At 64.8% G+C, this 22075-nt stretch carries 22 protein-coding genes; 13 read left to right on the forward strand and 9 right to left on the reverse strand.

Features of this window, described 5'->3' with window-relative positions:
* The first annotated feature begins 77 nt into the window (after window positions 1-77).
* The 5 genes from AC1VNM_RS18265 (at window position 78) to AC1VNM_RS18285 (ending at window position 3963) form a co-directional block, all read left to right on the forward strand.
* Window positions 78-1313 (forward strand): type II secretion system F family protein, encoded by a 1236-nt coding sequence (locus AC1VNM_RS18265; RefSeq protein ID WP_377160151.1) that lies wholly within the window; start codon window positions 78-80, stop codon window positions 1311-1313.
* Window positions 1314-2258: a prepilin peptidase gene (locus tag AC1VNM_RS18270; RefSeq protein ID WP_483107851.1), complete on the forward strand. Its 945-nt coding sequence runs from the start codon at window positions 1314-1316 to the stop codon at window positions 2256-2258.
* Window positions 2259-2277: 19 nt separating this feature from the next.
* Entirely contained in the window at window positions 2278-2871 is a 594-nt protein-coding gene (gene coaE / locus AC1VNM_RS18275; protein ID WP_483107852.1) for a dephospho-CoA kinase, read from the forward strand.
* 70 nt (window positions 2872-2941) lie between these two features.
* On the forward strand, window positions 2942-3697 hold the full coding sequence (gene zapD, locus AC1VNM_RS18280) for a cell division protein ZapD (protein WP_088407952.1): 756 nt from the start codon (window positions 2942-2944) through the stop codon (window positions 3695-3697).
* A 56-nt stretch (window positions 3698-3753) separates the two neighbouring features.
* Window positions 3754-3963, forward strand: coding sequence for a DNA gyrase inhibitor YacG (locus AC1VNM_RS18285; RefSeq protein ID WP_377160145.1), 210 nt, complete (start codon window positions 3754-3756; stop codon window positions 3961-3963).
* 38 nt (window positions 3964-4001) lie between these two features.
* Here AC1VNM_RS18285 and AC1VNM_RS18290 read toward each other — a convergent pair whose 3' ends face one another.
* Genes AC1VNM_RS18290 through tal form a run of 3 tightly spaced genes read right to left on the reverse strand, consistent with a single transcriptional unit; the run spans window position 4002 to window position 7237 of the window.
* Window positions 4002-4622, reverse strand: coding sequence for an HAD family hydrolase (locus AC1VNM_RS18290; protein WP_483107853.1), 621 nt, complete (start codon window positions 4620-4622; stop codon window positions 4002-4004).
* A gap of 39 nt (window positions 4623-4661) precedes the next feature.
* Complete coding sequence (pgi, locus tag AC1VNM_RS18295) at window positions 4662-6290, reverse strand: glucose-6-phosphate isomerase (RefSeq protein ID WP_483107854.1); 1629 nt, start codon at window positions 6288-6290, stop codon at window positions 4662-4664.
* A complete protein-coding gene (tal, locus tag AC1VNM_RS18300; RefSeq protein ID WP_431100211.1) occupies window positions 6287-7237 on the reverse strand; it encodes a transaldolase in 951 nt (316 codons plus the stop codon). Before tal ends, pgi begins: the two co-directional genes overlap by 4 nt.
* Window positions 7238-7465: 228 nt before the next feature.
* On the opposite strand from tal, the gene zwf reads away from it, so the two are divergent.
* Together zwf and AC1VNM_RS18310 are read left to right on the forward strand one after the other, a co-directional pair.
* Window positions 7466-8911 (forward strand): glucose-6-phosphate dehydrogenase, encoded by a 1446-nt coding sequence (gene zwf / locus AC1VNM_RS18305; protein WP_483107855.1) that lies wholly within the window; start codon window positions 7466-7468, stop codon window positions 8909-8911.
* Window positions 8912-8921: 10 nt separating this feature from the next.
* A complete protein-coding gene (locus AC1VNM_RS18310) occupies window positions 8922-9782 on the forward strand; it encodes a MurR/RpiR family transcriptional regulator (RefSeq protein WP_377160135.1) in 861 nt (286 codons plus the stop codon).
* A gap of 80 nt (window positions 9783-9862) precedes the next feature.
* Here the strand turns inward: AC1VNM_RS18310 and AC1VNM_RS18315 are convergent, their stop codons facing one another.
* From AC1VNM_RS18315 to AC1VNM_RS18340, 6 genes are all read right to left on the reverse strand, one after another.
* On the reverse strand, window positions 9863-10177 hold the full coding sequence (locus AC1VNM_RS18315) for an STAS domain-containing protein (RefSeq protein WP_377160133.1): 315 nt from the start codon (window positions 10175-10177) through the stop codon (window positions 9863-9865).
* Between the two features lie 4 nt (window positions 10178-10181).
* Window positions 10182-10826 carry an MlaC/ttg2D family ABC transporter substrate-binding protein gene (locus AC1VNM_RS18320; protein WP_483107856.1) on the reverse strand — a complete coding sequence of 215 codons (645 nt, stop codon included), beginning with the start codon at window positions 10824-10826 and terminating at the stop codon, window positions 10182-10184.
* 127 nt (window positions 10827-10953) lie between these two features.
* Window positions 10954-12027 carry an MlaA family lipoprotein gene (locus AC1VNM_RS18325; protein WP_483107857.1) on the reverse strand — a complete coding sequence of 358 codons (1074 nt, stop codon included), beginning with the start codon at window positions 12025-12027 and terminating at the stop codon, window positions 10954-10956.
* Window positions 12024-12512: an outer membrane lipid asymmetry maintenance protein MlaD gene (gene mlaD, locus AC1VNM_RS18330; RefSeq protein ID WP_377160127.1), complete on the reverse strand. Its 489-nt coding sequence runs from the start codon at window positions 12510-12512 to the stop codon at window positions 12024-12026. Before mlaD ends, AC1VNM_RS18325 begins: the two co-directional genes overlap by 4 nt.
* Window positions 12513-12573: 61 nt before the next feature.
* Window positions 12574-13353 carry a lipid asymmetry maintenance ABC transporter permease subunit MlaE gene (gene mlaE, locus AC1VNM_RS18335; RefSeq protein WP_377160125.1) on the reverse strand — a complete coding sequence of 260 codons (780 nt, stop codon included), beginning with the start codon at window positions 13351-13353 and terminating at the stop codon, window positions 12574-12576.
* Window positions 13350-14192 carry an ABC transporter ATP-binding protein gene (locus tag AC1VNM_RS18340; RefSeq protein WP_483107858.1) on the reverse strand — a complete coding sequence of 281 codons (843 nt, stop codon included), beginning with the start codon at window positions 14190-14192 and terminating at the stop codon, window positions 13350-13352. The genes mlaE and AC1VNM_RS18340 overlap by 4 nt, the downstream gene beginning before the upstream one ends.
* Window positions 14193-14461: 269 nt before the next feature.
* Between AC1VNM_RS18340 and AC1VNM_RS18345 the strand changes: the two genes are divergently transcribed.
* The 6 genes from AC1VNM_RS18345 to AC1VNM_RS18370 are packed head-to-tail and all read left to right on the forward strand — an operon-like array spanning window position 14462 to window position 21721.
* The gene (locus AC1VNM_RS18345; RefSeq protein ID WP_483107859.1) at window positions 14462-14947 is read left to right on the forward strand and encodes a type IV pilin protein; all 486 of its coding nucleotides are present in this window, start codon (window positions 14462-14464) and stop codon (window positions 14945-14947) included.
* On the forward strand, window positions 14941-15579 hold the full coding sequence (locus AC1VNM_RS18350) for a GspH/FimT family pseudopilin (protein ID WP_431100221.1): 639 nt from the start codon (window positions 14941-14943) through the stop codon (window positions 15577-15579). Before AC1VNM_RS18345 ends, AC1VNM_RS18350 begins: the two co-directional genes overlap by 7 nt.
* The gene (locus AC1VNM_RS18355; protein ID WP_377160117.1) at window positions 15576-15971 is read left to right on the forward strand and encodes a type IV pilus modification PilV family protein; all 396 of its coding nucleotides are present in this window, start codon (window positions 15576-15578) and stop codon (window positions 15969-15971) included. The genes AC1VNM_RS18350 and AC1VNM_RS18355 overlap by 4 nt, the downstream gene beginning before the upstream one ends.
* A gap of 2 nt (window positions 15972-15973) precedes the next feature.
* Entirely contained in the window at window positions 15974-17176 is a 1203-nt protein-coding gene (locus tag AC1VNM_RS18360) for a PilW family protein (RefSeq protein ID WP_483107860.1), read from the forward strand.
* Window positions 17173-17829: a pilus assembly PilX family protein gene (locus AC1VNM_RS18365; RefSeq protein WP_483107861.1), complete on the forward strand. Its 657-nt coding sequence runs from the start codon at window positions 17173-17175 to the stop codon at window positions 17827-17829. The genes AC1VNM_RS18360 and AC1VNM_RS18365 overlap by 4 nt, the downstream gene beginning before the upstream one ends.
* 10 nt (window positions 17830-17839) lie before the next feature.
* Window positions 17840-21721: a pilus assembly protein gene (locus AC1VNM_RS18370; RefSeq protein ID WP_483107862.1), complete on the forward strand. Its 3882-nt coding sequence runs from the start codon at window positions 17840-17842 to the stop codon at window positions 21719-21721.
* Window positions 21722-22075: the final 354 nt, after the last annotated feature.

The raw sequence follows: 22075 nt of genomic DNA on the forward strand, positions 1-22075 counted from the left end.
GCGTCAGGTCACCAGGACTGATCGAACGAGTCAAAGATTGGGAGCGCCACTCGTCTGGCGCGACGGCAGGAGGTGATATGGCGACGACCACCGCAGGCGCCAAGAGCGCGGCCAAGGGCATCAAGGAATACGTCTTCGAATGGGAAGGCAAGGACCGCAACGGCAAGATCGTTCGCGGAGAGATGCGGGCCGGCGGCGAAGCCGTCATCAGCGCGTCGCTGCGGCGCCAGGGCATCCTGGTCAGCAAGATCAAGAAGCGGCGCAGCTCCGGCGGCAAGTCCATCAAGCAGAAGGACATCTCGGTCTTCACACGTCAGCTCGCGACGATGATGCGCGCGGGCGTCCCGCTGCTGCAGTCGTTCGACATCGTCGCCCGCGGCAGCCCGAATCCCCGCCTGACCAAGCTGCTGACCGACATCCGTCAGGACGTCGAGACCGGCACTTCGCTGTCGGCCGCTTTCCGCAAGCACCCGCTCTACTTCGACGCGCTCTACTGCAACCTGGTCGAGGCCGGCGAGCAGGGCGGTATCCTGGAAGCCCTGCTGGACCGTCTGGCGATCTACCAGGAAAAGACCGTTGCGTTGAAGGGCAAGATCAAGTCGGCCCTGACCTACCCGATCGCGGTGCTGATCGTGGCCTTCGTCGTGACGGCCGTGATCATGATCTTCGTGATCCCGGCCTTCAAGGACGTGTTCAAGTCCTTCGGTGCTGACCTCCCGGCTCCGACGCTGTTCGTGATGGCGATGTCGGAGATCTTCGTCGCGTACTGGTGGCTGATCTTCGGCGTCATCGGCGGTGGCCTGTACTTCTTCTTCCAGAGCTGGAAACGCTCGGAGAAGATGCAGAAGTTCATGGACCGGCTCCTGCTGAAAATCCCGGTGTTCGGCCAGTTGATCTACAAGTCGGCGGTCGCACGTTGGACACGCACGCTGGCAACGATGTTCGCCGCGGGCGTGCCGCTGGTGGAGGCCCTGGACTCGGTGGGGGGCGCTTCCGGCAATGCGGTATTCGTCGAGGCGACCGAAAAGATCCAGCGCGACGTGTCGACCGGCGCTTCGCTGACCACATCGATGCAGACGACCGGCATCTTCCCGATCATGGTCCTGCAGATGTCGTCGATCGGCGAGGAATCCGGCTCGCTGGACCACATGCTGGGCAAGGCGGCCGACTTCTATGAAGAAGAGGTGGATGACGCCGTCAAGGCGCTGTCCAGCCTGATGGAACCCATCATCATCGTGTTCCTGGGCACGTTGATCGGCGGCATCGTGATCTCGATGTACCTGCCGATCTTCAAGCTGGGCGCGGTGGTGTAAGTGCTGGACCCGGCTCTGCTGGACGCGCTGCTCTCGCCCGCGTTCCTCGGCCTCATCGGCCTGTGTGTCGGCAGCTTCCTCAACGTCGTCATCTACCGGTTGCCGGTGATGCTGCACCGCGAGTGGCTGTCCGACTGCGCTGACCAACTGGCGCTGGAGAGCGACCTGCGCACCCACGCCGGGCTCGACGAGGCCGCGGCGCGTCACCTGGCGGCCGCGGCGGGCCCCTTGCGGGAGTCGCTCGATCGCCAGCCCGCGTTCTCGCTGGTCCGGCCGCCATCGCGATGCCCGCATTGCGGCCACCAGTTGCGCTGGCACGAAAATCTGCCACTGCTCGGATGGCTGCGATTGGGTGGGAAATGCGCGTCCTGCAAGGCGCCGATCTCCGCGCGTTACCCGTTCGTCGAGCTGCTCACCGGCCTTCTGTTCGCGGGCATCGCCTGGCGCCTGGGCCCTCAGCCGACCAGCCTGTTGTATTGCGGTTTCGCCGCGGCGCTGGTGGCGTTGGCCGGCATCGACTGGGACACCACGCTGCTGCCCGACAGCATCAACCAGCCCCTGCTGTGGGCCGGCCTGATCGCGGCGTACGCCGGATGGATTCCGGTCTCGCTGACCGATGCGTTGATCGGGGCGCTCGTGGGTTATCTCTCGCTATGGTCCATCTACTGGGTGTTCAAGCTCGCCACCGGCAAGGAAGGCATGGGCTACGGCGACTTCAAGCTGCTGGCAGCCCTGGGGGTGTGGCTGGGCTGGCAGATGGTGCTGCCGGTCGCGCTGTTCGCCTCGCTGATCGGCGCCTTCGTGGGCATCGGACTGAAACTCCGAGGGGGATTGCGCGAGGGTCGCTATGTGCCGTTCGGTCCGTTCCTGACCGGCGGCGGACTCGCGGTGCTGCTCATCGGGACCGCCAAGGTCGCGGTCTGGCTGGGACTTCAGCCAGTCTGATCTCTCCTCGGAGCAACTCGTGCGCATCGGTCTCACCGGCGGCATCGGCAGCGGCAAGAGCACCGTGGCGTCGGCACTGGTGGCGCTGGGCGGCGCGCTGCTGATCGACACCGACGCGATTTCCCGCGCACTCACCCTGCCTGACGGCGGCGCGATGCCGGCCATCGCGATGCGATTCGGTCCGACCTTCGTCGCGCCTGACGGTGCGCTGGACCGGGCCGCGATGCGGGAACTGGCCTTCCAGGACCCGGAGGCCAAACGCGCGCTCGAAGCCATCCTGCATCCGATGATCGGCGCGGAAACGGCGCGGCAGGCAGCGCTCGCGACGCCGGGGCAACGGGTCGTGTTCGATGTGCCGCTGCTGGTCGAATCCGGCCGTTGGCGGCGCCTGGTCGACCGCGTGCTGGTCGTCGACTGCCAGGAAGAGACTCAGCTCGCCCGCGTGATCGCGCGATCAGGCCTGAGCGAGCCGGCCGTGCGCGCCATCCTGGCGCAGCAGGCGACGCGCGCTCAACGCCGAGCCGCCGCGGACGCGGTCATCCACAACGACGGTCTCACGCTCGAACAGTTGAAAGAAGAAGTCCGCATGCTGCTGACCAGTCCCCTGCTCTGACCCCGCTACCGGATCGGGGGGCACTGTGACACTGTGGAACAATGGTCACTTGCCGCAAAGGGATGTCGACTTGGTCCTCTACGAATACCCGTTCAACGAGAGCATCCGCACGATGCTCAGACTCGAACACCTGTTCGATCGGCTCGGTCAGTTGATGGCGCGCGACACCGCGATGGATCACCACTTCGCGTTGGCCACCATCTTCGAGGTGATGGACGTCGCCTCGCGTGCCGACCTCAAGGCCGACCTGCTCAAGGAGCTGGAGCGCCACCGCACGCAGTTCAACAGCTACCGCGGCAATCCCGCGGTGTCTGAAGCCGTGCTGGACGAGGTGGTCGGCCGCATCGATGCCGCCTTCGACAAGCTCAACCAGTTGCCCGGCAAGGCCGGTCATGCGCTCACGACCAACGAGTGGCTGATGAGCATCCGCAGCCGGATTTCGATCCCGGGCGGCACCTGCGAGTTCGACCTGCCCGCCTACTACGCGTGGCAGCAGCTGCTGCCAGTGCGTCGCCGTAACGACCTGATGCAGTGGGCACAGACGCTGATGCCGTTGGCCGAAGCGCTGAACGTGCTGCTGGGCCTGCTGCGGGACAGCGGCTCGCCGCACAAGGTGGCCGCCCACGGCGGCCAGTACCAGCAGAGCCTGCCGCCGGGGCGCAGCTTCCACATGCTGCGCATGCGCATCGACCCCAGCCTGGGCCTGATTCCGGAGATCAGCGGCCACCGTCTGATGGTCTCGATCCGGCTGATGCGCCAGGACGAGGACGGACGCTTGAAACCAGCGCCCGTGGACGCCACCTTCGAACTGACCCTGTGTTCCTGACCTGGTGCGCTCGGCGCTGAATGCGCCCCGCCGCACGCCGCAGTTCCGAATTCGTCATGACCGAGAAATTCATCCCCGCCACGCCGGCGCCCCGCATCGTGCCCTGCCCGACCTGCGGCGGTGACAGCCTGTTCGCACCAAGCAATCTCTGGCGCCCGTTCTGCAGCGAGCGATGCCGCCAGATCGATCTGGGCCACTGGTCCGACGAATCTTTCCGCGTGGCCGCGCCGCCGACGACGATCGACGAGGACGACGCCTCGAAGTAGGCCGCTTCACGCGCGGGCTGCGCGCCAGCCGACGTCCTTCAAGCCGGAAGCAGTTCCCGACGCACCAGGTCTTCCCGCGCCAGTTCCGGCGTCGTGAACAGGTGTGTGTGCCAGCCGAGTTCCTTTGCTGCCGCAATGTTGGCCGGATGATCGTCGAGGAACAGCACCTCTTCGGGCTTGGCGCCGAACTGTTCAAGCGCGAGGTCGAAGATCTCGCGTGACGGCTTCGACTGCTTCACGCGGCCCGAGAAGACACCCGAGACGAACCACTCCTTCAGCGGGAAGCTCTGCTCGAGGTAGTCGGCATAAGGCTCCGGCATGTTGGAGAGGAAGTGCAGCGTGTGACCCTGTGCCTTCAACTCCTGGATCAGCGCCGCGGTCCCTTCGATGAGCTTGAGCTCCGACGGCACCGCCTCCATCACGGCGACGATGTCCTCGCGCGACCAGCCGGTGCGCGCATGGATGCGATCGGCCGTGGTCGGCGCATCGGCCAGACCCTGGTCGAACGCCCCCCAATCGCCGCTGTAGGCCTGGAAGAAGTCCTTGGCGATGGCCGCGCCTTCGACTTCGTCGGCGACACGGTGGGCCCAGACGCGGGCCAGGAAACTCGGCGGGTGCCAGCGGAACAGCACCGCGCCGAAATCAAAAACGATCTTCATCTGACGGGTTCTCTACTGCGTGGGAATCGGGAAGGTAGGTCAGCCGCGCACCTTGGCGAGCAGTCCGGCCGTGGAGGCATCCAAGCCCGACACATCGCCGCTGGTCAAGCGCGGCAGCAGGCTGTTGCACAGCGCCTTGCCCAGCTCCACGCCCCACTGGTCGAAGCTGTTGATGTTCCACACGGCACCGCTGACGAACACGCGGTGCTCGTACAGCGCGATCAACGCGCCCAGCGACGATGGCGTCAGCGCATCGAGCAGCAGCGTCGTGCTCGGCCGGTTGCCGGTGAAGCTCCGATGCCGTGCCAAGACGTCCGGATCAAGATCCTGCGACGCGGTCGGCGCCTTCTCCGCACGCGCGGCCTCCGCGGTCTTGCCCTGCATCAGCGCCTGCGATTGCGCGAGGCAGTTCGCCAGCAGCTTCACGTGCTGATCCTTGAGCTTGTCCAGGAGCTCGCCGCCGACCTCCGGGCCGAAGTTCGGCGTCTTCACGGCGATGAACTCCACCGGGATCACATCGGTCCCCTGGTGCAGCATCTGGAAGTAGGCATGCTGGCCATTGGTGCCAGCCTCGCCCCAGACGACCGGACTGGTCGCGAAGCTCAGCGGATTGCCCGCGCGATCGACACCCTTGCCGTTGCTTTCCATCTCCAGCTGCTGCAGATAGGCCGGAAGCCGGCGCAGCCCCTGGTGGTACGGCGCCACCGAGCGGCTCGTGAAACCGTGGAAGTTGCGGTACCAGACGTCCAGCAGGCCCAGCAGCACCGGCAGGTTCTTTTCCAGCGGAGCGCTGCGGAAGTGCTGGTCCATGGCATGCGCACCGGCCAGCAGCGCGCGGAAGTGGGCCGAGCCCACCGCGATCGCGATCGGCAGCCCGATCACCGACCACAGCGAGTAGCGCCCACCGACCCAGTCCCAGAAACCGAAGGTCGTCGTGATGCCGAACTCGGCGGCGGCCTTCGCATTGCTGGTCGTGGCGGCGAAGTGCTTCGCGATGTCGGTACCACCGTTCTGCTGGAACCAGGCCTTGGCTGCCATCGCGTTGGCCAGCGTCTCCTGCGTCGTGAAGGTCTTGGAGGCGACGACGAATTGTGTCGTCTTCGGGTCCAGACCGCGCAGCACCGGGGCCAGGTCGTGCCCGTCGACGTTCGACACGAAATGCAGCGTCAGGCCAGCCGGCACATACGACTGCAGGGCCTGCACGACCATGGCCGGCCCGAGGTCCGAGCCACCGATGCCGATGTGGACGATGTCGGTGATGCCGCTCCTCGCCTGATCGCGGACCGAGTCGGCGAAGGCCAGCATGCGCGCGAGTGAAGCCTGCACCTCGTCCGAGTGCGGCCCCAGCCCCGCCGGCGCACGCAGCGCCGTGTGCAGCACGGCGCGGCCTTCGGTCGCGTTGATGGGATCACCGTTGAACAGCGCCTCGCGCTGCGACTCCAGCTGAACGTCCCGGGCCAGCGTCAGCAGCAGTTCCAGCGTGCGAGCGTCGATGCGGCTCTTCGACAGATCCGCAAACACTTCCGGCGCCTGCAGCGACCAGGCCGCGAAGCGGCCCTCATCGGTCGCGAAGGCCTGGCGCACGTCGAACGCGCGCCCGGATTGCTGGAAATGACTTTGCAAGGCCGCCCAGGTCGGGCTGCGGTCGCAACGCGGGAACTCGGTCATCGCAGGCTTTCGATCATCTGGTCCAGCTTGCCGGCATCGACGGCAAACAGGCGGATGCCTTCGGCCAGCTTCTCGGTGGCCATGGCGTCCTGGTTGAGGGCGAAGCGGAAGGCCGCCTCGTTGAAGGAGACCTTGGGCAAGTCCTGGACCTTGGCGGCGTCGGCGTCGAGCGCACGCGCCAGCGGCGCTTCGCTGCCCTGCAGCTGGGCGAGCAGATCGGGGCTGATCGTCAACAGGTCGCAGCCGGCGAGCGCCTGGATCTGCCCGATGTTGCGGAAGCTTGCACCCATCACCTCGGTCTGGATGCCGTGCTTCTTGAAGTAGTTGTAGATCGCGGCGACCGACTTCACGCCAGGGTCGTTGACGCCGGCATTGGCGGCTTCGTCCCAGTTCGGGCCGGCAGCCTTCTTGTACCAGTCGTAGATGCGGCCGACAAAGGGCGAGATCAGCTGGATGCCGTTTTCGCCGCAGGCCACCGCCTGGCAGAAGGAGAACAGCAGCGTCAGGTTGGTGTGGATGCCTTCGAGCTCCAGCTCGCGCGCGGCCTGGATCCCTTCCCAGGTCGACGCGACCTTGATCAGCACGCGGTCGCGGCCGATGCCCGCGTCCTCATACATCTGGATCAGGCGGCGCGCGCGCGCCAGCGTGGCGACGGTGTCGAAGCTCAGTCGGGCGTCGACCTCGGTCGACACGCGGCCCGGGACGACCTTGAGGATCTCCAGGCCGAAGGCCACCAGCACCTTGTCGACGATCAAGTCCAGCGCATCGGTCTTGCTGGCGGCGACGGTGTCCTCCAGCAGATGGGCGTAGTCCGGCGACTGCACCGCCTTCAGGATCAGCGACGGATTCGTCGTGGCATCGCGCGGCGTGAACTGCGCCAGCTGCTTGAAATTGCCGGTGTCGGCGACGACGGTGGTGAAGGCCTTGAGTTGTTCGAGCTGGTTCATGAGCGTAGGCGCCTGAGGCGATCGAGAACGGACGGGACGCGTCGGAGGCATGGGCTTTGCCCCTCGACGACGACAGGGAAACCCGTATTAGAACTGCTTGCGGCGCCCGCCTTCCGAGGTGCCGCGCCGTTGACCGGCCCAAGAAACTGGGGCATCATAATTCCGGTAACTTCGTTACATCAAGCCATCGCCAACAACTCTTACGCCCCGATGCGGGGTGCCGCGCTCATGTCCTTCGACCTCGTCTTCTTTGGTGGCACTGGTGACCTGACCTGGCGCAAGCTGATGCCCGCGCTCTTCCAGGCGTTCCGCCACGGCAAGCTGCCCGAAGGCGGCCGCATCCTGGCCGTCGCCCGCGACGAGCAATCCGACGAGCGCTATCGCGAATGGCTCAAGGAGCGCTTCCAGGAGGTCGAGGCCGGCAAGCGGCCGAACGACGAAGAATTCGCCCGGTTCTCCGAGCTGGTGCATTACCGCCGCATGGACCTGTCCCAGCCCGACCACTATGCGCGGCTGAAGGAGTGGCTGGGCGAGCGCAACGCAGACACCGTCGTGTTCTATCTGGCGACGAGTCCCCACCTGTTCACGCAGATCTGCCAGCAGCTCGGCGCCGCGGGCCTCAACGGCGCGAACGTGCGCGTCGTGCTGGAGAAGCCGCTGGGCCACGATCTGTCCAGCGCGCAGGAGATCAACCGCGTCGTGCGTTCGGTGTTTTCGGAGACGCAGGCCTTCCGTATCGATCACTACCTGGGCAAGCCTTCGGTGCAGAACCTGATGGCGCTGCGCTTCGGCAACGCGCTGTTCGAACCGCTGTGGCGACGCGAGAGCATCGCCAACATCCAGATCACGCTGGCCGAAGGCTTGGGCGTGGGCACACGCGGTCCGTTCTATGACGGCACCGGCGCGCTGCGCGACATGATCCAGAACCATGCGCTGCAACTGCTGACGATGATTGCGATGGAGGCCCCCTCCAGCAACGACGCCGATGCGATCCGCGACGAGAAGTTGAAGGTGCTGCGCGCGCTCAAGCCGTTCACCGCGGAGAGCGTCGCGCGCGACGTGGTGCGTGGCCAGTACCGTGCCGGTAACGCCGAGGGCAAGCCGGTGCCGGGTTATCTGGACGAGGGCAAGATCCCCGCGGACAGCCACACCGAGACCTTCGTCGCCCTGAAGACGGAGATCCAGAACTGGCGTTGGGCAGGCGTTCCCTTCTACCTGCGCACCGGCAAACGCCTCGCCGCGCGGGACGCGCAGATCGTCATCAACTTCCGCCCGGTGCCACATCCGATCTTCCCGGGCAGCAGCTGTCCCAACCGCTTGATCATCAAGCTGCAGCCCGAGGACGGCCTGGAGCTGCAGTTGATGGCCAACAAGGGCGGCTCCAGCACAGAGGCCCTGAGCCCTGTCTCGTTGGACCTGGACTTCGACAAGGCCTTCGCCCACACCCGTGTCGGCGCTTACGAACGGCTGCTGCTGGACGCCATCGCCGGACGCCTCAACCTCTTCGTCCGCAGCGACGAGCAGGAGCAGGCCTGGCGCTGGGTCGAGCCGATCCTGAACTTCTGGAAGCAGGACAGCACCGGACCACGCACCTACGTCGCCGGAAGTTGGGGCCCTCCCGCCTCGAGCGCGCTCGTGGCGCGCGACGGCCACTCCTGGATCGAGGAATGCTGAAGCGATGAGCATGCTCGAACGAGTCAAGGCCGCGCTGCCCGCGCTGCCGCCCGCCGAACAGCGGGTCGCCAAGCTGCTGCTGGCCGATCCGCGCTCGTTCGCGAGCTTGCCGGTCAGCGAACTCGCTGATCGTTCCCATGTCAGCAAGCCGACCGTCGTGCGCTTCTGCCGCAGTGTCGGCTATGACGGCCTGGCCGACTTCAAGCTGAAGCTCGCCGGCAGCGTCAATGAAGGCGTGCCCTTCGTGCACCGCGCCGTCGACGAGGACGACAAGCCCGGCGACCTGATCGTGAAGGTCGTCGACAACGCGGTCGCGGCGTTGCTCCACTACCGCAACGACGCCGCCAGCCACGCCTTCGAACGCGCCATTGCGGCACTGTCCGAGACGGCCCGTCAGCGTCAGCGCATCGAGTTCTACGGCGTCGGCAACTCCGGGATCGTGGCGCAGGACGCGCAGCACAAGTTCTTCCGGCTCGGGGCCAATACTTTCGCCTGCAGCGATGGCCACGTGCAGCTGATGAGCGCAACGATGCTGGGCTCGGGCGACTGCGCGGTGATCATTTCCAACTCGGGACGCAGCCGCGACCTGATGGATGCCGCCGAGATCGCCCGCAAGAAGGGGGCGACGACGATCATCATCACCGCCAGCGGCTCGCCGCTGGCCCAGATGGGGCAGTTGCCGGGCCAGGTGCTGCTGGCGGTCGATCACCCGGAAGACTACGACCGCTACAGCCCAATGGTGTCGCGGCTGCTGCACCTGATCGTCGTGGACGTGCTGACCACCGGCGTCGCTTTGCGACTGGGCGAAAACCTGCGTCCAATGCTGCAGGAGATCAAACGCAACCTCCGCACCAAGCGTTACGCACAGTGACTCCCATGCTCGTCGGCACGCGACGCTGAAAAACAATCGGGCCGCATCAGCGGCCCGATTTCATTCAGTGCGACAGAAGGTCACACCATCTCGGCGGGAGCCGTCGCATCGGCCCAGAACAGATGTTCCAGCGCGTACACGCGCGCCAACTCGCGCAACTCGCGCGGCGCCTGCTGAAGCGTCAGTTGCCAACCGTCCTGACCGCACAGACGCAGCGCGCTGAGCAGCAAGCTCAGCGCCGCCGAATCGAAGTCGATCAGCCCGCTGGCATCCAAGGTCACGCTGCGTCCGGCGGCATTGCCAACCTGAGCCAACTCGGCGCGCAGCGCGCTCTCGAGCCGCACCCATTCATCAGGCACGTTCTCGAGACGCAGCCGCGACGGCAGCTTCAGCATCGCGTCAGCCCTTCTTCGCGCCCGAAGCAGCCGTCGCGGGACGCGCGTTGCGTTCGGCCAGCGACTTGATCAGGCCGTCGATGCCCTTGGCGTTGATCTCCTGCGCAAAGCTGTTCTTGTATTGATCCGCCAGCCAGATGCCCAGAACATTCACGTCGTAGATCTTCCAGCCGGAATCCAGCTTTTCCAGGCGGTAGTCCAACTGGATCGGGTCACCCTTGCCGCGGATCTCGGTACGCACGATGACTTCCTTGTCCTCGGGCGCCGCGCGCATCGGCTTCATCGCGATCGTCTGATCCTTGACCTGCGTCAGCGCGCCGGCATACGTGCGCACCAGCAGGGTCTTGAACTCGTCCTGCAGGCGCTGCTTCTGCTCCGGCGTCGCCTGGCGCCAGAAGCGGCCCACCGCCGTTGCGGTGATGCGCTGGAAGTCCACGTGCGGCATCACCTTGCTGTCGACCAGCTGCATGATCTTGTTGACGTCGCCGCCCTGGATGGCCTTGTCGCCCTTGACGGCGTCCAGCGTTTCGATCGACAGATCGCGGATCAACTGATCTGGCGCCGAGCTGTCGGCTGCGAAGGAGGCGAGCGGGCTCAGCGCGGCGATCGAGACGATCGCGCCCAGCAGCAGTCGTTTGGTGGCATTCATGCTTGTCCTTTCTTTCTCTTCATGACACGGACCGGATCACAACGCGGCAAGTTCGGTACCGGTTCACCGGCCGCGCCCAATGGGCGTTACCGGTTGTTGCGACACTCAACGATCTCTCACGCGTCGCTCAGCGATCGCCTTGAGGGTTGACCGGCTTCTCGTCCGGGGTGATGACTTCGTAGTCATCGTCTTCTTCCTGTTCCTTGTGCGTCTTGACGTTGCGACGCTGCATGTAGGCGTCACGCACGAAGGTGTACTTGTCCAGCGCGATGCCATCCAGCATGTCGGTCACTCGCAGCAGGTTGGCGCGGGTGTTGATCAGCTGAAGCGCCGAGATCGCAAACTTGTATTCGCCATCGTCGAACAGATAGGCCGGCGAGTAGTAGATGTTGGCCGGCAGCGTCACCGAATCACGCAACGACGAGGGCCCCAGCAAGGGCCACACGATGTACGGACCTGTCTTGACGCCCCAGTAGCCGAGCGTACGCCCCAGGTCCTCGGAGGTCTTCTCCAGGCCTGCGGGCGTGGCGATGTCGATCAGGCCGGCGATGCCGAACACCGAGTTCACGGCCACGCGCATCGTCTGGGATGCACCAGTCTTGAAGCGCCCCTGCAGGAACAGGTTGACCGCCGACCAGGCGTCCGAGAAGTTGCCGAAGAAGTTGTCCACGGCCTGACGCGCCGGCTGCGGCACGAGGTCCGAGTACGCCGTGGCGACGGGACGCAGCAGGTTCTCGTCGAGCTTCTCGTTGAAGTTGAAGACTTTGCGGTTCCAGCTTTCCCAGGGGTCCAGGCGATTGCGCACCCGCGGGCCCGGCGCTGGCGCATCCTGGGCCGCAGCCGCAGCCGCGCCGGCTTGTCCCGCCGCGGCAGGCTCAGCGGACGAGGCGCCTGACGCAGGCGCAGCGGCGGAGGCCGCGGACGCCGCGACTGCTGCCTGATCCTGGGTCTTCTCTTCCTGGTCGGCCTGCGGCTCAGCAGCCTTCGATTCGTCAGCCTGCTGTTGCTCTACGGCCTGCTGCTCCTCGATGGCCTGATGGACGGGCAGCGCCGTCAAGGCAAACGTCTGGGGCCGCTCAAGCGGTTGCTCCGTCTGCGCCATCGCTGGTGCCGACGCGCCTAGCAGCGTGGCACTCAGCAGCGCAGCCGCGAGTTCAGTCCGGGCCGCTCCGGCGATCCCGACCGTGGTGGTGGTGGTCATTGCTTCTCTCCCGAGGCCGGCGTCGAGGACGCATCGGCCGCCTTGTTATAGAGGAACTGGCCGATCAGGTTCTCCAGCACCACGGCCGACTGCGTCTGCGTGATGATGTCGCCCGTGGCGAGGTTCTTTTCTTCCGCACCCGGCTCGAGGCCGATGTATTGCTCGCCCAGCAGGCCGGACGTGAGGATCTTGGCCGAGCTGTCCTTCGGAAACGCGACGCCCTGGTTCATGTTCAGGATCACACGCGCCTGGAAGCTCTTGTCGTCAAAGCTGATGGTGCCCACCCGGCCGACGACAACGCCCGCACTCTTCACGGCCGCACCAGGCTTCAGTCCGCCGATGTTGTCGAACTTGGCCGTCACGGTGTACGTGTCCTGGAAGTTCAACGACAGCAGGTTGCCCGCCTTCAGGGCCAGGAACAGCAGGGCCGCGCCGCCCAGCAGCACGAAGAATCCGACCAGCGCGTCATAACGAGAGGATTGCATCAGGCAACTCCGAGATATCTCTTGAATTCGATTGTGGTGTCGATGGATCGCGCGCTGCGCGTCAGATCGAGAACATCATGGCGGTCAGGATGAAATCCAGACCCAGCACCGCCAGCGACGACAGCACCACGGTGCGCGTCGTCGCCTGGGACACCCCCTCGGGCGTGGGCTTGCAGGCGTATCCCTGCAACAGGGCGACGAAGCTGACTGTCACGCCGAACACGACGCTCTTGACGAACCCGTTGCCGACGTCCTTGAACACGTCGACCCCGCCTTGCATCTGCGACCAGAACGAACCCGCGTCGATGCCGATCAGCGGCACGGCCACGAGCCAGCCGCCAATGATGCCGACTGCGGAGAACACGGCCGCGAGCAGTGGCATCGCAATGAAGCCGGCCCAGAAGCGCGGCGCGAGCACACGCTGCACCGGGTCGACAGCCATCATCTCCATGGCGCTGAGCTGCTCGCCGGCCTTCATCAGGCCGATCTCGGCGGTCAACGAGGTCCCAGCGCGGCCAGCGAACAGCAAAGCCGCCACGACCGGGCCGAGTTCGCGCACCAGGCTCAGGGCAACCAGCAGGCCGACGGCCTCCGCCGATCCATAGCGCTGCAGCGTGTAGTAGCCCTGCAGTGCCAGGACGAAACCGACGAACAGTCCGGACACGCCGATGATGGAGAGCGAACGGTTGCCGAGGAAGTAGATCTGCTCCCGCACCAGCGAGAAGCGGCGCAGGCAGGCGCCCAGATGCAGCATCAGCGTACCGAGGAGCCGGGCCGAGGCGCCCCAATCGCCAAGCTTCAGGCGCAGGCCGCGCCCGATCGAAGTGGCGAAACCGATCATGCCGATGCCTCCTGCGGAAGACCGAAGTCCTCGCGGACAGGCTTGGCGGGCTGGTGGAAACGCACCGGGCCGTCGGCTTCGGCATTGACGAACTGATGCACCAGCGGATCCGTGCTGTGGCGCAACTCGTCCGGCGTCCCCTGGGCGACGACACCGCCGTTGGCCACCATCACGACGTGATCGGCGATGCCGAAAATCTCGTGGATGTCATGGGAGACGATCACGCTGGTCAGGCCCAACGCGTCGTTGAGATCGCGGATCAGCCGCGCAGTCACGCCCAGCGAGATCGGGTCCAGGCCCGCGAAGGGTTCGTCGTACAGCACCAGATCCGGATCCAGGGCGATCGCGCGCGCCAGAGCAACGCGACGTGCCATGCCGCCGGACACCTCGTTCGGCATCAGGTCGCGGGCACCGCGCAGCCCGACCGCGTTGAGCTTCATCAGGACGAGGTCGCGGATCATGGGTTCAAGCAGCCGTGTGTGCTCGCGCAACGGGAACGCGACGTTGTCGAACACGCTCAAGTCGGTGAACAGCGCGCCGAACTGGAACAGCATGCCCATCCGGCGACGTTGAGCATAGAGCTGGGTCTGGTCCATCGGCGCAAGATCCTGCCCATCGAACAGCACCTGTCCGGAGCGCGGCCGCAATTGCCGGGTCAGCAGCCGCAGCAACGTGGTCTTGCCGCCGCCCGATGAGCCGATCAGCGCCATCACCTTGCCGCGTGGCAAGGTGACGTTGACGTCTTTCAGGATGATCCGGTCGCCATAGCCGACGGTCACATCCTTCACTTCGATCAGTGGGCGGACGCTTCTGGATGAATTGGGATCAGTGAATGCCATTTCCTTGGGATCGATCCGGGACGATGCCGGGCGGCAGGCGTCCGGGAGCCGGGATCATAGGGTAAAGCCCGAATTGATGCCGGAGGGCACCTGGGGCGGGGTGCAGATATATGAGGCGCCCCGGGAGCATTCGTGCCAGGGGTCCGCCGCCCAGGCGTGACAGACGTCACATTCGGAGGTCGTCGCGAGACGGGCGGAATCCAAGGCACGACGAGCGGCCTCGCCTTCCGAAGGCCGCTGTCGATAATTTCGGAAACAAGGAGCGCTTCATGTTCGGGACCTTCAAGACCTCTTCCGCTCAACGCCGGCCCCACAGCGGCCGGGGCTTCACGCTGATCGAGCTGATGATCGTGGTCGCCATCATCGGTGTCCTGGCCGCGATCGCCATTCCCAGCTACCGCAGTTATGCGATCCGCGGCTCGCTGACCGACGCGGCGACCGGTCTGACGTCGATGCGGGCGGACATGGAGACCTATTACCAGAACTACCGCAGCTACGCGGCCGCAAATGGCGGCACGCCGCCGTGCGCCACCGGCGCCAAATACGGAAAGTTCGTGGTCAGTTGCACCGGCGCCAACGGCATGGTCGCAGCCGACAGCTTCAGACTCCAGGCGGTGAGCACCGACAACCTCCTGAAGGATTTCATCTTCACGGTGAACCAGCAGGACACGCGAAGCACCGTCAACGCCCCGACTGGCTGGACCAACACGTTGCCTTGCGCTCGCTGGGTAATGTCCAAGGGCGAAGCATGCTGACAACGCGGCACCGCGCTGCGCGCGGCTTCACGCTGATCGAACTGATGATCGTGCTGGCGATCGTCGGCATCACAACGGCGCTGGCTGCTCCGGCACTGCGCAGCTGGTCGGCCAACGCGCAGGTGAAGACAGCGGCCAGCTCGCTGGCAACCAGCCTGCGTATGGCCCAGGCGGAAGCGATCCGCACTTACCAGCCGGTGATCTTCTATCGTACGAACGACGCCACCTGCTCGACGAACTCCAGCGCGAACGCAGGCGGCAAGTACTGGGTCGTCAAGGTCATCCCGAATGCGGTCTTGACACTGCCGTCGGCGCAGGCTCCGGCGCTTTGCGGCGTGATGACTGAGAACACGGCCAATCTCACGATCAACGGCCCGACCGCGGTCTGCTTCGGCCCCAACGGTCGTCCGATTCCCGTGACTGGGCCAATTCCCGGCGTGGCGAATTGCAACGTCAACGCGGACGGCGTGATCGTCTACTGGGTCGACTCCTCCGCCACGGTCAACAACATGCGCAAGCTGTCGGTGTGGACGACGCTCGGCGGCACGATCCGGACCTGCGCACGCGAGACCGCGATCTCCGACACGACGCCCGAAGGCTGCACCACGGCGAACAAGGGGTACACGTCATGACACATCGTTCCCGCCGCGCAGCCCGCGGCATGACGCTCGTCGAATTGATGGTCGCGATGCTGGTCATGACGATCGGCATCGTGGGATTGGTCGCCATGATGGCGCGCGCCTCGCAGGCCGCAGCCGGCGCCGATGACAACCAGCGCGCTGCGCTGCTGGCTGCGGAGTTGGCCAACGACATGTGGATTTACAACAGCACCAATCCACCCACCCAGACGGCTTGGCAGACGCGCGTCGCGACGCCGGCCCAATCAGGGCTCAACGGCGCGACCGGCACCGTGACATTTCCAGGACAGAACGTTGCGCGGATCACGATCGTCTGGACGGCCGCCGGCGCCAAGGACGTCAACGTTTCCCGCCGCGTTTACTTCACCAACGTGCGGCTGAACTGACCATGACCCTTTCCCGCCGCCCTTCTCTTCGATCCGGCCGCGCGTCGCGCGGTTTCACGCTGATCGAACTGCTCATCTCGATGACGATCGGCCTCGTGCTGATCGGCGCGCTGGGCATCATCATGGCCAGGTTCGAGCAGTCCAAGAACCAGAACTCGACGACCATGGACCTGGCCCAAGGCACGGGCTACATGGCCTACGACCTGGATCGGCAGATCCGCAGCGCGGGCTCCGGGATGTTCACGAGCAAAGGGGCAAGTTTCGGCTGTCCCTTGGCGGCCGCCCGCAACGGCGCCCAGATCCTGCCTCGGCTGACAGCCTTCCCCGCCCCCTTTGCTGCCGTGCCGGTAAACCTGCGCGCAGTTCCGCTCATCGTGTTTCCTGGCGCCGGTCAGGGTGGCTCCGACCTCATTCAGGTCACGACCTTCGCCTCGGGCACGAGCGAATCGCCGCTCCAGGTCCAGCCGAATACGGTCACCGTCAATTCGATGACGCTGTTCAACACGCTGGGACTTCGCGCCGGAGACTTGCTGATGATGCAGGAAACCGCGTTGAACTGCCTCATCGTGCAGATCGACCCCACCTTCGCTGCTGCTCCCGCGACGACGGTGCTGCCGCTCGCCGGTCCACGGTTCGCCGCAGCGGTGGGCCTCACCAGTATCGTCGCTTACGGCAGAACCGGCGCCGCGAACGTCATGCCGATCGGCAACGCCAATGGCAACCAGCCGCAGATCCAACTGATCGGCATCAATGCCAGCCAGCAGCTCGTCGCCTACGACGCACTGCAGTTCAACAACGTCCCCAATTCCGACGTTCCCGTGCCGCTGGCCGAGAACGTCATGGACATGCGCGCGCTGTATGGCGTCGACAACAACGAAGATGGCATTGTCGACCGCTGGGTCGCGCCGTCGACGGCACCTTTCGACCCGGCGACCATGAACAACAACACGACAGCAGCACAGGGGGCCATGGCCAGCATCGTGGCGCTGCGGCTGTCATTGATCGTTCGCGGCGACCGTATCGAAAAAGAGTCCGATCCCCGTGTCGCTCCGACATCGTTGACGATGTTCTCAGCACTGCCCGGCTTCGCCCGGACGGTCGCCATCGATGACCAGGAACGCCGCCGGAACTATCGGCTGATCGAGCTCTCGATCCCGATCCGCAACGCGATCCTCTCCGCGCCGAAGCGGATCCCACCGACATGAGCGCCTGTTCCGACTCTTCTCCAGAGAACATACCGATGCGCACTCTCTCCTTCCATGAACACCAGGCGCGCCGCATGCGTCACGAACGTGGCGTGATCATGGTGATCGCGCTCATCACGCTCGCCGTGCTGCTGATCGGCGCAGCCGCAGCCATGCGTTCAATGAACGTGACGCTATCCAGCGTCGGCTTCTTTGGCTTCAAGCGTGACATGACCAATCAGGCCGAGCGTGGACTGCGTCTCGCCACGACCGCCTTGACCACCGGCGCGCTGTCTGCAACGGGATCGCGCTGGAACGACAACTCGGCGCAGAACTACAGCGCGAGGATGTTGCCAAGCGACGCCTCCGGCATTCCCCTGGTCATGCTGAACATGACCAATGCGGACGGCATGGGCGGGTTCGGAGCGGCGGGCAATGCGATCAAGTCCACCGCGGACGGCATCACCGTCCATTACCTGATCGACCGGATCTGCATCAACACGGGCGCCTTCAACCCGATCACCTGCCAGAAGCGCGGCAACTTCATTTCGTTCGGAAGCAGACAGGGCCCCCCGACGCCGCCCCCCCAGCCGACCTACCGGATCACCGTGCGCGTGACCGGCCCCAACAACGCGTACTCGTTCTATCAGAGCACGTTCACCACCCTGGATTAAGAGGTCCTCGATGTCGTCCACCTCCCGATTCATTTCGCGCCTGAGCGGCGCGGGCGCGGCGGCGCTGATCGCCGTGGCCGTGTACCCGGCTGCGGCGCAGACGGTGCTGGCCGACAAGCCGGTCCTGGCTTCGGTTTCCGTGCCTGGCAACCTGGCACTGGCGCTGTCCGTGGAGTTTCCGACGGCCGTCGGCAACGCGCACATCGACAGCACCTATGCTCCCGCGACGACGTACCTGGGCTACTTCGACCCGGACAAGTGCTACGACTACAAGCTGGCGGCCACCGGCGCCAATGCGATCACCGTGGATCACTTTGTGCCCGCAGCCAAGGCGGCAGCACACGTCTGCTCCAACAAATGGAGCGGCAACTTCCTGAACTGGGCCACGATGCAGACCATCGACCCGTTCCGGTGGGCACTGACGGGCGGCTTCCGTGTCTTCGACACACCGAACGCCACCGTGCTGGAAAAGGCCTATGCGAGCGGCCAAGGCGGCACCGGCAACTTCCCGGACCGGTCGATCACCAACAGCACGACGATCGCCGGCGCGACGCCACTGAAGAATTCGAACGGCACGACCTGGAACGGCCTCAAGCTGCGGGTGCAGGGCATGGGCGTCCAACTGCGCTTCGCCAACAGCGGAGACAACAACTCCGGCAACCCGACGGCGTTCGATCCAAGCGCCACGAGCTGGAACGGTGCCACGTCTTGGGTCGTCTCCGTTCGGCCGCGCGTCTGCGATTCGACGCTCGGAGCAAGCTTTCTCGAGTCCAATTGCAGGCCCTATTCTTCGGGCTACAAGCCCGAAGGCCTGATCCAGCAATACTCGAATCAGATCCGCTTCAGCGCCTTCGGCTATCTGAACGACGGCAATCTATCGCGCGACGGCGGCGTGCTGCGCGCTCGTCAAAAGTTCGTCGGTCCGACTCAACCCATACCGGGCGGTGATCCGACCACGAATGCCCTCACAGAGTGGGACGCCATGACCGGCGTGATGGTTGTCAATCCGGACGCGGCCGACGCCAGCGCCACTTCGGCGATCTTCGGCTCCGTCGCCAACAGCGGGGTGATGAACTACCTCAACAAGTTCGGTGCATCCAAGAGCTACAAGACCTATGACCCGGTCGGCGAGCTCTACTACGCAGCACTTCGCTACTACCGCAACCTTGGCAATGTCTCAACCTGGTCGGCGCCCAATACGACCAACGCAACGACCAAAACCACCTACGCCGATGGCTTCCCGGTGATCTCCACCTGGGATGATCCGATCCAATACTCCTGCCAGAAGAACTTCATCCTCGGCATCGGCGACGTCAACACTCACGCGGACCGCAATCTACCCGGCGCCACTGGAAATTCGGAGCCATCCAAGCCGGCTGAAGTGTCCGCAGACACCGCACTGAACGCGACGACGTACACCAATTACGTCGGCACGATGGCCGGCATCAACAACCTGGCAGGCCAGCAACCCTACGGCGGCTGCTGCACCAACAACGGCGCCCTGATGGCGGGCATGGCCTACTGGGCCAATACGAACGACATTCGTCCCGACACGTCCGACATCAAGACCACCGGTATGCAGACCGTGCAGACGTACTGGGTGGACGTGTTGGAGCTGCAGACCTTCAAGACTAACAACCAGTACTACCTGGCCACGAAGTATGGTGGCGCCAATCTGCCGGCCGACTTCAATCCGGCGACCCGCACCACCGATTTGAACCAGTCGTGGTGGCACACCGGCCCGGCCAACGACACGGTCGGAGGCCAGTTGCGCCCGGACACGTACTTCACCGCGGCCAAGGCCGACACGATGGTCAGCGGTTTGGCTAGCGCGTTCACGAGCATCGCCTCGCGGATGAAGGCCTACTCAACCGGCTTCAGTACCGCGCAACAGCAGATCACCTCGATCGGCGTGGCCAGCTACGCGACGCAGTTCGATGCGAAGGATTGGACCGGCGAAGTCATCGCCAGTACGCTGAAGGCCGTCGATGGCAACAGCAGCCTGACGCAGGAGGAGGCTTGGCGCTTCTCCACCAAGCTGGCGACGCAGTTGGCTGGTACCGGTTGGGACACCAACCGGTACATGGTCACCTGGAGCAACACCACCAACGTGGGGGTGCCGTTCCGCAAGGCCAACATCCCGGCCGCCCAGTTCAGCCTGCTGAACACCGCGTATCGCGGCAACGATGCCCAGGACTATCTGAACTATCTGCGCGGCGACACCAGCCAGGAACAGGGTTCCCTCGTCGCCGGCAGTTCCAAGGCCTATCGCACGCGTTCTTCGCTGGTCGGTGACATCGTGAACTCGAAGGTCACCGTGGTGGCGCCGCCATCGCTCACCTTGTCGGAAGGGGCAAACCCAGGCTACGGCGCTTACGTGGTGGCGAAGAAAAACCGTCCGAACTATCTGGTGGTCGGCACCAACAGCGGCGTCGTGCACGTGATCGACGGCTCGCTGACCGGCAACACCGCAGGTCGCGAGATCTTCTCGTATGTTCCAGGCGCAGCCTTCGACGGCCCAAGCACGCCGTCGACCCCGGGCGTGGACGGTCTCGCCTCGCTGGGCAACCCCAGCTTCAACCACCGCTTCTTCGTGGACGCACGTCCGACCGCCATGGACGTCGACTTCGGCAAGACGGTCGGCGGCTCGGGCACCGACTGGCGCACCATCGTCGTCGGCGGCTTGGGCAAGGGCGGCAAGCGCGTTTATGCGCTGGACCTGACCGACCTGTCGAACGTCAATTCAGAAACGGTGGCTGCGAGCAAGGTCCTGTGGGAGTTCTCCGCCGCCGACATGGGTTTCATGTTCGGAGAACCTGTGATCACGAAGACCGCGCAATACGGTTGGGTGGTGCTGGTGTCGAGCGGATACAACAATGCCACCGGCAAGGTGCATCTCTACGTGCTGAACGCCCGCACCGGCGCGCTGATCACCACCCTCAACGGCGACATCACCGATGACGGCACGGCGGCCTCGCCGTCCGGCCTGGGCCAGCCGTCTACCTTCTATCAGGATCTGACGACCATGCAGGTCGAATCCGTGTACATCGGCGACTTGAAGGGCAACGTCTGGCGTGCGGATCTCCGCAACACATCCGGCGGCTTCAGCAACATGGTCAAGGTCGCTCGCGCGGTCGGCCCCAACAGCACCCCGCAGTCAATCACGACACAGGTAGTCCCGGTCGTCGATCCCAAGACCTACCGCCGATTCCTTGCCTTTGGCACCGGCAAGCTGCTGAACGCCAACGACATCAACACGACGGATTTGCAGCGCCTGTATGCGGTGGTCGACGGTTCACTGGGCAAGTTTGTCGAGTCCAGCGCCGATTTGCCAGCCGGCGTCAGTCTGCCCATCACCAGTGCCAACCTGGTCCAACTGACCGATCTATCGCAACCGGCGGTGATCGATTTCAACAGCAAGGCCGGCTGGTACTTCGACCTGCCGGGTGGCTATCGCGTGCTGAACGATCCGGTGTATTACCTGAGTACCGTTGCCTTCGCCGCCACGCTGCCGACTTCGCAAAATCCCTGCAACCCGTCAGGTTCCAGTCGCGTGTACATGATCGATCTGGGCAGCGGACAGACGCGCTTTGCCAACAACGCGGTCTACGTCGAACCTGGCTTCTCGGTGACTGATTTGATGTTCACGCGCGGCGACAAGAAGATCTCGCTGACGATCGGCGGGGCCAACGAGTCTTCGGGCTCGAAGAACACTTGCGCCGCCAACGATCCCACGTGCGTGGAGAAGATCTGCAAGCCGGGCGACAAGGATTGCTGCCCGCCGGGACAGATCACCTGCAACCAGGAAGCCGGGGAGGATCCGAACTACGGCATAAAGATCCTGAACTGGCGCGAGATTCCGCTGCGGACCCCGACCAACGGCAGCCTTTGACGATCCCCACGTTCCCTAGAAGCCCGGCCCTCGCCGGGCTTTTTTCCGGGCGTGACCGTCTAGCCCCACACATTCACACCTGGGACTGCCCAACAGGGCGATGTCTATGGATTCGAGGGTGAAGTAGAGCGCCGCGCGAATACACGACGGCCTTCAGTTGGCTGTCGTGGCGCAGGTAAGAGGGGACGTACCGACGTGGAAGAGGGCGCAAGGCCGAGTACGGCGGCCCAGCGCACTCGGCGGTGTTGAGCTGGTTGTGCAATGCGTGATTGCCGCTTAGGGCGTTTCAACGCATTCGGGACGGGTCATCTTTTGTGAAGACTCGGGACAAAGGGGGTCGGCGCCTGAAGAATG

The sequence above is a fragment of the Mitsuaria sp. MSU3D genome (genome assembly GCF_056867975.1).

What these genes read in the sequence shown, in the direction of transcription:
- pgi (WP_483107854.1), bottom strand. Translation starts at nt 6,290, where the DNA reads ATGACCGAGTTCCCGCGTTGCGACCGCAGCCCGACCTGGGCGGCCTTG.
- AC1VNM_RS18345 (WP_483107859.1), top strand. Translation starts at nt 14,462, where the DNA reads ATGTTCGGGACCTTCAAGACCTCTTCCGCTCAACGCCGGCCCCACAGC.
- AC1VNM_RS18285 (WP_377160145.1), top strand. Translation starts at nt 3,754, where the DNA reads ATGACCGAGAAATTCATCCCCGCCACGCCGGCGCCCCGCATCGTGCCC.
- mlaE (WP_377160125.1), bottom strand. Translation starts at nt 13,353, where the DNA reads ATGATCGGTTTCGCCACTTCGATCGGGCGCGGCCTGCGCCTGAAGCTT.
- AC1VNM_RS18365 (WP_483107861.1), top strand. Translation starts at nt 17,173, where the DNA reads ATGAGCGCCTGTTCCGACTCTTCTCCAGAGAACATACCGATGCGCACT.
- AC1VNM_RS18265 (WP_377160151.1), top strand. Translation starts at nt 78, where the DNA reads ATGGCGACGACCACCGCAGGCGCCAAGAGCGCGGCCAAGGGCATCAAG.
- zwf (WP_483107855.1), top strand. Translation starts at nt 7,466, where the DNA reads ATGTCCTTCGACCTCGTCTTCTTTGGTGGCACTGGTGACCTGACCTGG.
- AC1VNM_RS18350 (WP_431100221.1), top strand. Translation starts at nt 14,941, where the DNA reads ATGCTGACAACGCGGCACCGCGCTGCGCGCGGCTTCACGCTGATCGAA.
- mlaD (WP_377160127.1), bottom strand. Translation starts at nt 12,512, where the DNA reads ATGCAATCCTCTCGTTATGACGCGCTGGTCGGATTCTTCGTGCTGCTG.
- AC1VNM_RS18290 (WP_483107853.1), bottom strand. Translation starts at nt 4,622, where the DNA reads ATGAAGATCGTTTTTGATTTCGGCGCGGTGCTGTTCCGCTGGCACCCG.
- AC1VNM_RS18340 (WP_483107858.1), bottom strand. Translation starts at nt 14,192, where the DNA reads ATGGCATTCACTGATCCCAATTCATCCAGAAGCGTCCGCCCACTGATC.
- AC1VNM_RS18325 (WP_483107857.1), bottom strand. Translation starts at nt 12,027, where the DNA reads ATGACCACCACCACCACGGTCGGGATCGCCGGAGCGGCCCGGACTGAA.
- AC1VNM_RS18370 (WP_483107862.1), top strand. Translation starts at nt 17,840, where the DNA reads ATGTCGTCCACCTCCCGATTCATTTCGCGCCTGAGCGGCGCGGGCGCG.
- tal (WP_431100211.1), bottom strand. Translation starts at nt 7,237, where the DNA reads ATGAACCAGCTCGAACAACTCAAGGCCTTCACCACCGTCGTCGCCGAC.
- AC1VNM_RS18355 (WP_377160117.1), top strand. Translation starts at nt 15,576, where the DNA reads ATGACACATCGTTCCCGCCGCGCAGCCCGCGGCATGACGCTCGTCGAA.
- AC1VNM_RS18310 (WP_377160135.1), top strand. Translation starts at nt 8,922, where the DNA reads ATGCTCGAACGAGTCAAGGCCGCGCTGCCCGCGCTGCCGCCCGCCGAA.
- AC1VNM_RS18320 (WP_483107856.1), bottom strand. Translation starts at nt 10,826, where the DNA reads ATGAATGCCACCAAACGACTGCTGCTGGGCGCGATCGTCTCGATCGCC.
- AC1VNM_RS18360 (WP_483107860.1), top strand. Translation starts at nt 15,974, where the DNA reads ATGACCCTTTCCCGCCGCCCTTCTCTTCGATCCGGCCGCGCGTCGCGC.
- AC1VNM_RS18315 (WP_377160133.1), bottom strand. Translation starts at nt 10,177, where the DNA reads ATGCTGAAGCTGCCGTCGCGGCTGCGTCTCGAGAACGTGCCTGATGAA.